This window comes from Microvirga sp. jy35 (assembly GCF_056148915.1).
Window position 1 is genome coordinate 21259 of the sequence record NZ_JBWBEW010000054.1, and the last position, 6158, is coordinate 27416.

Annotated in this window: 6 protein-coding genes; 5 read left to right on the forward strand and 1 reads right to left on the reverse strand. The window is 62.0% G+C overall.

Annotation, left to right across the window (positions count from 1 at the left end):
• Window positions 1-127 precede the first annotated feature (127 nt).
• The 5 genes from AC0QTX_RS24725 to AC0QTX_RS24745 are packed head-to-tail and all read left to right on the forward strand — an operon-like array spanning window position 128 to window position 5521.
• Window positions 128-1102, forward strand: a complete 975-nt coding sequence (locus AC0QTX_RS24725; protein WP_474606463.1) for an ABC transporter permease — start codon at window positions 128-130, stop codon at window positions 1100-1102.
• Window positions 1099-2010, forward strand: coding sequence for an ABC transporter permease (locus AC0QTX_RS24730; RefSeq protein ID WP_474606464.1), 912 nt, complete (start codon window positions 1099-1101; stop codon window positions 2008-2010). The genes AC0QTX_RS24725 and AC0QTX_RS24730 overlap by 4 nt, the downstream gene beginning before the upstream one ends.
• Window positions 2007-3026 (forward strand): ABC transporter ATP-binding protein, encoded by a 1020-nt coding sequence (locus tag AC0QTX_RS24735; protein ID WP_474606465.1) that lies wholly within the window; start codon window positions 2007-2009, stop codon window positions 3024-3026. The genes AC0QTX_RS24730 and AC0QTX_RS24735 overlap by 4 nt, the downstream gene beginning before the upstream one ends.
• Entirely contained in the window at window positions 2978-3982 is a 1005-nt protein-coding gene (locus AC0QTX_RS24740) for an ABC transporter ATP-binding protein (RefSeq protein WP_474606466.1), read from the forward strand. Before AC0QTX_RS24735 ends, AC0QTX_RS24740 begins: the two co-directional genes overlap by 49 nt.
• 15 nt (window positions 3983-3997) lie before the next feature.
• Window positions 3998-5521, forward strand: coding sequence for a carboxypeptidase M32 (locus AC0QTX_RS24745; RefSeq protein ID WP_474606467.1), 1524 nt, complete (start codon window positions 3998-4000; stop codon window positions 5519-5521).
• Window positions 5522-5545: 24 nt separating this feature from the next.
• On the opposite strand, the gene AC0QTX_RS24750 is transcribed toward AC0QTX_RS24745, so the two are convergent.
• Window positions 5546-6025 carry an opioid growth factor receptor-related protein gene (locus AC0QTX_RS24750; protein ID WP_474606468.1) on the reverse strand — a complete coding sequence of 160 codons (480 nt, stop codon included), beginning with the start codon at window positions 6023-6025 and terminating at the stop codon, window positions 5546-5548.
• Window positions 6026-6158 lie beyond the last annotated feature (133 nt).

Sequence of the window (6158 nt, forward strand, 5' to 3'; positions counted from 1 at the left end):
AGCCGGCTGATCGAACTCTACCGGAGGGAAAGCTCTTTCCCTCCGGCTTTTTGATTGACGATATTCATGGAGGACCGGGCGCTCGCGATCCGGCTCTCATGTGTCCGAAGGCCATTGACGAGACAGCATGATCGGGTTTCTCATTCAACGCATTCTGCAGGCCCTGATGGTGGTGATCGCCATGTCGATCATCGTGTTTCTCGGCGTGTATGCCATCGGCAATCCGATCGACGTGATGATCGACCCGGCCTCCGATCAGGCTCTGCGCGAAGCGCTGATCCAGCGCTACGGCTTCGACCGTCCGCTGATCGAGCAGTACTTCATCTTCATGAACAACATGCTCCACGGCGATCTAGGCGAATCCTTCATCTATCGGTTGCCCGTGCTGAACCTGATCCTGTCGCGGCTGCCGGCAACGCTGGAACTCGCGCTGACTGCAATGCTGATTGCTACCTGCCTTGGGATTCCGCTCGGCCTATGGGCCGGCTACAAGCCGGATTCTCTATCTGCGAAAGCCATCATGGGCTTTTCGGTTCTCGGCTTCAGCGTGCCCAGCTTCTGGGTAGGGCTGCTGCTCATCATGGTGTTCGCGGTCGAGCTGGGCTGGTTGCCCTCTGGTGGGCGTGGCCCGACTACCGAGGTCCTGGGCATGCACCTGTCGATCACCTCGCTCGAAGGGTGGAGCCACATCCTCCTGCCGGCGCTTAATCTCGCATTGTTCAAGCTTGGCCTGCTGATACGCCTGACGCGGGCCGGGACGGTCGAGGTGATGGGCTCCGATTATGTGCGCTTCGCCCGCGCTCAGGGTCTCGCCGAGAGCAAGGTGGTGAGCCTGCACGTGCTGAAGAACATATCGATTCCCATCGTAACGGTTTTCGGCCTTGAGCTTGGCTCGACACTCGCTTTCGCAGTAGTCACGGAGACAGTCTTCAACTGGCCCGGGATGGGCAAGCTGATTATCGATTCCATTACCGTGCTCGATCGCCCCGTGATGGTCGCCTATCTCATTCTCGTGGTGTTCCTCTTCGTCATGATCAATCTCGTTGTCGATCTCATCTACGGCCAGCTCGATCCTCGCATTCGAGTAAAGGCCGCGTCATGAGCAACTCTCCCGCCCTGACGGCACCTGCTGAAACTGGTCTGATCCGGCTTTCCAACTTCTGGTCGGACTACCGGCAGAGCCCCGTTGCAGTAGCAGCCCTCATCGTGGTCGTTGTCATCGTTCTCATGGCTGTGTTTGCGCCTTTCGTAGCGCCACAGGATCCCTACAACCAGGAAATGCTGGATCTGTTCGATGCAAGGCTTGAGCCTGGCGAAACCGGGTCCGGCGGCTATGTTCACTGGCTCGGTACCGATGCCGCTGGCCGAGACATCTTCTCCGCCATTCTCTACGGGTTGCGTACGAGCCTGATTGTCGGTGTTATGGCCAGCACCTTCGCTCTCGTGCTCGGCACCACGGTCGGCCTGATCGCAGCCTATTACGGCGGACGCATCGAGGCGCTCATCATGCGCATCATCGACCTTCAGCTCTCGCTGCCGGCAATCCTGCTAGCGCTGGTGCTCGTCGCGATGCTGGGTCAGGGGCTGATGCAGCTGGTCGCTGCCCTTGTGGCGGCGCAATATGCATACTTCGCCCGCACCACGCACGGTGCAGCGAGTGCCGAGCGGCGCAAGGATTATATCGAGGCCGCTCTATCGACACCGCTTCCCGCCCGCTATGTGCTGTTCCGCCACCTTCTTCCCAATGCCTTGCCGCCCTTGATCGTGGTGGCGACGGTGCAGGTGGCGAACTCCATCGCACTTGAGGCGACCCTGTCCTTCCTGGGGCTCGGCCTTCCGCTCACGCAGCCGTCGCTAGGATCCCTGATCTCCAACGGCTTCCAGTTTCTGCTGTCGGGCCGCTACTGGATCTCGATCTATCCCGGCATTGCTCTCATGCTGACCGTCGTTGCCATCAATCTGGTGGGCGACCAGGTCCGCAACGTCCTGAACCCGAGGCACAGCCGATGAGTGATGCGGTTCTCCGAGTCAGCAACCTTCAGACTCATTTCCAGACCCGTGCCGGTGTTCTCAAGGCTGTCGACGGCGTCAGCTTCGAGGTCGGCCGTGGCCGGATCCTGGGTCTCGTTGGCGAGTCCGGGTCCGGCAAGAGCGTCACAGGCTACTCGATCCTCGGCCTTGTCGAGCCGCCCGGCAGGATCGTCGGCGGCGAAGTCCTTCTCAACGGGAAGGACCTGACGCGCCTGAAGGGTGATGCCATGCGCCAGGTACGAGGCGCCCAGGTCGCCATGGTGTTCCAGGATCCGATGATGACCCTCAATCCGGTCCTGAAGATCGGAACCCAGATGATCGCTGCCGTGCGGGCGCACGGCAAGGTCTCGCGCAAGGCTGCCCGCGCGAGGGCACGCGATGCCCTGGCCAAGGTCGGCATCCCGAGTCCCGAGGAGCGCCTTGATGCCTACCCGCATCAGCTCTCCGGCGGCATGCGCCAGCGGGTAGCAATTGCGATTGCTCTCCTGCACAGCCCGGCGGTCATCATCGCCGACGAGCCGACCACGGCTCTCGACGTTTCGATCCAGGGGCAGATCCTGGCCGAAGTGCGGCGCCTCGCCGATGACACTGGCACCGCGTTCGTATGGGTAACCCACGACCTCGCCGTGGTGTCGAGCCTCGCGGATGACATCTGTGTCATGTATGCGGGGCGCGTCGTCGAAAGCGGACCTGCCGCGGACGTCATCGCGTCGCCCCGTCATCCCTACACGGCCGGGCTTCTCGCATCCGTTCCGGCCGAGCACGAACCCGGTACGAAGCTCCCCCAGGTTCCCGGATCGACCCCGTCCCTGGCTAACCTGCCGCAAGGTTGTGCCTTCGCGCCCCGCTGCGCCAAGGCGGGACCTGCCTGCACAACCACGCCGCCCATCCAGCATTTCGAGGATGGGCGCACCGCCCTTTGTCATTACCCGATCGAGCCCGTTTCATGCCAGCCGCTCTCCTTGACATCGACCACGTATCGAAGCGCTTCGTAAAGCACCCCAATCTCGGGGAGCGGATCGCGGGTCTTTTCGGCGCTGGCCGGACGACCGAGATCGTGCGCGCGGTGACGGATGTCAGCCTCAGCGTTGACAAAGGCGAGGTGGTGGGCCTCGTCGGCGAGTCCGGCTGCGGGAAGTCTACGCTCGGGCGCATGATCGCCGGGATCTATACCCCGAGCGACGGCAAGGTCCTCTTCGACAATGTGCCCGTTGCGAAAGAGCAGGGTCGGCGTACGCAGAAACTAACCACCCGCGTCCAGATGATCCACCAGGATCCCTTTGCGAGCCTAAACCCGCGTATCAGGATCGGCGACACGGTGGCAGAGGGTCCGGTTGCTCATAACATCGTGAAAGGACGCGAGGCGGATTCCTATGTGGCCAATATGCTCGGCCGCGTGGGGCTCGACCCGAGCTATCGCAGGCGCTTTCCGCACCAGTTCTCGGGTGGGCAACGGCAGCGCATTGCTATTGCCCGCGCGCTCGCGATGAAGCCGGACCTCCTGGTTCTCGACGAGCCTGTTGCGTCCCTCGATGTTTCGATTCAGGCTCAGGTGCTCAACCTGTTCATGGACCTGCGCCGCGATCTCGATCTGACGGGAATCTTCATCAGCCACGATCTCGGTGTGGTGCGGCACGTCTCCGACCGGGTCGCGATTATGTATCTTGGCCGCATCGTCGAACTGGCACCGACGGCGGAGCTCTACGCGCAGCCGAACCATCCCTACACCCGTGCGCTCTTCGAGAGCGTCCCAAGGGTGGGCGTGGGCCGAAAGAACTTCCGCCCCATCGCGGGCGAAATCCCGTCTCCGCTCCATCCTCCAAGCGGATGCCATTTCCATCCGCGCTGTCCCTTTGCAGGTCCGCGATGCAAGCGGGAGGCCCCCCCGTTGGCTGCCATCGGGCCCGGCCGCTTCTCCGCCTGCCATCTCAACACCGGCGGTACAGACTAAGATCAGAGATCGACAATGACCCAGCAACCCTCCTTCGCGGCGCTCCATGAGCGCATTGCCGCCGTCAATGACGTGCTGAACGCAACCTCTCTGCTCACATGGGACTCCCGTACCATGATGCCGGCGGGTGGTGCGGAAACCCGCGGCCATCAGATCGCGACCCTGACCCGGATCGCGCGCGACCTGCTTCTTTCCGCAGACACCGAGAAGGCGCTTGAGCAGGCAGAACGGGCTGTCGAAGGGCTGGCGGAAGACGCCGCAGAACGGCGGATGGTGCAGCAGACCCGCCATGCGTTCGAGCACCACCGAAGCGTGCCCGCCTCACTCATTCAGGAGCGGGCTGCTCTCCGGACCGTAGCGCAGTCTGCCTGGATCGAGGCGCGCTCGAAGAGCGAGTTCTCGATCTTCGAACCGCATCTCGCCAGAACGGTCGAGCTCTCCCGTGCCTATGCGGATTGCATCGGCTGGACGGAGCATCCTTACGACGCCATGGTGTCGATCTACGAGCCCGGCGAAACCGCAGGGAGCCTGAGAAATCTGTTCTCGACACTTCGAGGCGGATTGCTGCCGATCCTTGAAGCTGCTCGATCGCGGCCGCAGCCTCGTTCGGATTTCCTGTTCCGCGACTTTCCGGAGGAGGGGCAGCGCGCCTTCGGCCTGAGCCTTGCCGAAAAGCTCGGATATGACCTCCAGCGTGGCCGGCTCGACACCACTGTGCACCCGTTCGAAGTGTCGTTCACCCGCAACGACGTGCGGATCACCACCCGATACAACCGCAATTATCTTCCCGCCTCCATCTTCGGGACCGCTCACGAGACTGGCCACGGCCTCTACGAGCAAGGCGTCGATTCAGCCTATACACGCACGACGCTTGCTACCGATCTAGTGGGGCTCTACGCAGTCGGCGGCACGAGCTTCGGCGCGCATGAGTCCCAATCGCGTCTCTGGGAAAACCACATCGTCCGTAGCCGCACCTTCTGGGAGCGGCACTTCCCGGATCTGCAGCGGCATTTCCCTGAGCAACTTGGCGATGTCAACGCCGAGGAGTTCTATCGTGCCGTTACGCGGGTGGAGCCCGGCTTCATCCGAGTCGAGGCGGATGAGCTCACCTATGACTTCCACATCATGCTGCGCGTCGACATTGAATGCGCGCTCATGGACGGATCTCTCCCTGTCTCCGAACTGCCCGGAGCCTGGAATGCTGCGATTCAGCGCGACCTTGGCCTGACCGTTCCAAGCGACGCGAAGGGCGTGCTGCAGGACGTCCATTGGTCGACGGGCTATATCGGCTCTTTCCCGACCTACACCATCGGCAATGTCATGGGCGCCCAGGTTATGGAGACCCTACGCCAGCAGAACTCTGCCCTCGATGCCTCCATAGAGGCGGGCGAGTACGGTGTTCTCGCGGAGGAGCTGCGCGCCAGGATCTGGCAGCATGGGCGTCGCTTCATGCGCGACGAACTGCTGGAGCGCCAAACCGGACGCCGCCTCGATCCTGCGCCTTACCTCGCATATCTCAAAGGTAAGTACGCTTCCTGATAAGCTCGGCCGAACACGGGACCTTCAAAGCGTCGTATTGCCTGCAGCTTCTGCCCAGTAGCGCATGCTGCGAGCGTTGACGGGAGAGCCACCTGCCTCGTGAAGGTCAAGAATTGCCTTATGGAAAGCCCGAGCCGTCGCTGGGCCGACGAGCAGCCGCAGGCTGTGAAGGATCCGGGTAATCCGCAAGTGATTATGATCATGCGGAGCTAGCCACCAGCGTGTATCCCGGTAGAAACGGAGCATGCGTTCGGCCGCTGTATTCAGCATCTCAATCGAACGCGGGTCGGCTCTGATCGCTGCGATCTCGTTTGGTGTCAGAACCGGCGAGTGAGGCTGTGCTGCGCTCAGCGTCGTTAGAGGGAAAAGCCACTGAATGTAATCGTGAACAGCCTCCAGCTCGCTATCTGAAAAGCCGAGCACATCCGTGACTAAGCGCCCGCGACCGTCTCGCCCCATACCAGCAAGAAAGGCATGCAGAGGTCCGGCGGGTGCTTCAGTCATTGCGCCTCCTAACCGGCATTGCAGATCGTAGGCCGTTCATGGCTCATGTGAGGAGACTTGCGGCGAAGCGGGCGCAGACCAGCAGCAGGAAAATGCCAAAGGCCACTTCGAGCCGACGTTTGGAAAGGCGATG

Coding starts and splice junctions, on each gene's coding strand:
- AC0QTX_RS24725 (WP_474606463.1), top strand. CDS start 128: ATGATCGGGTTTCTCATTCAACGCATTCTGCAGGCCCTGATGGTGGTG.
- AC0QTX_RS24730 (WP_474606464.1), top strand. CDS start 1,099: ATGAGCAACTCTCCCGCCCTGACGGCACCTGCTGAAACTGGTCTGATC.
- AC0QTX_RS24735 (WP_474606465.1), top strand. CDS start 2,007: ATGAGTGATGCGGTTCTCCGAGTCAGCAACCTTCAGACTCATTTCCAG.
- AC0QTX_RS24740 (WP_474606466.1), top strand. CDS start 2,978: ATGCCAGCCGCTCTCCTTGACATCGACCACGTATCGAAGCGCTTCGTA.
- AC0QTX_RS24745 (WP_474606467.1), top strand. CDS start 3,998: ATGACCCAGCAACCCTCCTTCGCGGCGCTCCATGAGCGCATTGCCGCC.
- AC0QTX_RS24750 (WP_474606468.1), bottom strand. CDS start 6,025: ATGACTGAAGCACCCGCCGGACCTCTGCATGCCTTTCTTGCTGGTATG.